Annotated in this window: 3 protein-coding genes; 1 reads left to right on the plus strand and 2 read right to left on the minus strand. The window is 50.0% G+C overall.

The window, feature by feature from the left end:
- The coding region (locus BZK42_RS29120; RefSeq protein ID WP_211280456.1) for a hypothetical protein at window positions 1–274 on the minus strand (274 nt) is incomplete at its 3' end.
- Window positions 275–294: 20 nt separating this feature from the next.
- Between BZK42_RS29120 and BZK42_RS27830 the strand changes: the two genes are divergently transcribed.
- Entirely contained in the window at window positions 295–561 is a 267-nt protein-coding gene (locus BZK42_RS27830; RefSeq protein WP_080861601.1) for a DinI family protein, read from the plus strand.
- Between the two features lie 49 nt (window positions 562–610).
- Here the strand turns inward: BZK42_RS27830 and BZK42_RS27835 are convergent, their stop codons facing one another.
- Window positions 611–1165 (minus strand): recombinase family protein, encoded by a 555-nt coding sequence (locus BZK42_RS27835; protein WP_080861604.1) that lies wholly within the window; start codon window positions 1163–1165, stop codon window positions 611–613.
- Window positions 1166–1233: the final 68 nt, after the last annotated feature.

Raw genomic sequence — 1233 nt, forward strand, 5'->3', positions numbered from 1 at the left:
GTTCAACTCCCGCCAGCTCCACCACTTTTGATAGGACTGCAACCGGACAGCGGCAATAAAAACAGCCACTTACGGACACTGACCAGACAGCAGGCAGACCGAGAAAAGACAAAAACATGCACGTGAAATGCACGTGCACTTTAAAAGAACCCCAGATTTCACAGTCTGGGGTTTTTCTATTTGTAACTAAGGGTAACAAAAATACATCACCTCTTCGCGCTACGCTCTCCTTGACACTGTTTATTTTTACAGTAAGAATACTGTATGCAATCACAGTAGTTTCCGGAGGCTTTTATGTTCGTTGAACTGGTTTATGACAAGCGTAATGTTGAAGGGTTGGCGGGGGCCAGAGAGATCATCCTGGCTGAGTTGACGAAGCGAGTGCACCAGATTTTCCCTGATGCCGAAGTGAAGGTGAAGCCGATGCAGGCGAACGGCTTGAATAGCGATGCCAGCAAAAGCGATCGGGAAAAGCTGAACCGCATGCTGGAGGATATGTTTGAAGAGGCCGATATGTGGCTGGTGTCTGAGTTCCCGACAGTTCGCCAGGTTGGGCTGTAAAGTTATGCAGGCTGCCAGCATCAATCTTTACCGGCGACCTGCATCAGGTCTAATCCCTGCCAACAGGAAATTTTCGGTATAGTGTTGAAACTCCTACATCGTAAATTATTGCCACACGCTGACGCGTTTCCCCTGCAGCGATTAGTCTCCCTGCCTGCGCCCACTGCTCATCCGTTAGTTTTGGCCTACGGCCACCAATGCGACCTTCCGCGCGTGCAGCTTCTAAACCTGCCCGGGTGCGTTCGACAATAAGCTCCCTTTCCATTTCGGCCAGCGCGCCCATTACATGAAAGAAGAAGCGCCCCATAGGCGTACTCGTATCGATGCTATCCGTCAGGCTCCGGAAGTTAACACCTTTCTCCCGCAGTTCCTCCACTAACCCAACAAGATGTCGCATGCTTCGCCCGAGCCGATCCAGTTTCCACACCACCAGCGTATCGCCTTCAGATAGCGTCCGGAGCACCTTTTTTAATCCTGGTCTGTCGGACACCTTACCGCTGATCTTGTCTTCGAAAAGCAGTTCACATCCTGCACACTCGAGCGCATTTCGTTGTAGTGCCGTGTTCTGGTCATTTGTTGATACCCTCACATAACCAATAAGCATGAGTTTCCTTCCTGCAAAAGGCCGTAAGCATGCCATCTGAGGGATAAATGATCATTATTAAAAACGTT

The organism is Citrobacter braakii (assembly GCF_002075345.1).
Classification (GTDB): domain Bacteria; phylum Pseudomonadota; class Gammaproteobacteria; order Enterobacterales; family Enterobacteriaceae; genus Citrobacter; species Citrobacter braakii.

What these genes read in the sequence shown, in the direction of transcription:
- BZK42_RS27830 (WP_080861601.1), top strand. Translation starts at nt 295, where the DNA reads ATGTTCGTTGAACTGGTTTATGACAAGCGTAATGTTGAAGGGTTGGCG.
- BZK42_RS27835 (WP_080861604.1), bottom strand. Translation starts at nt 1,165, where the DNA reads ATGCTTATTGGTTATGTGAGGGTATCAACAAATGACCAGAACACGGCA.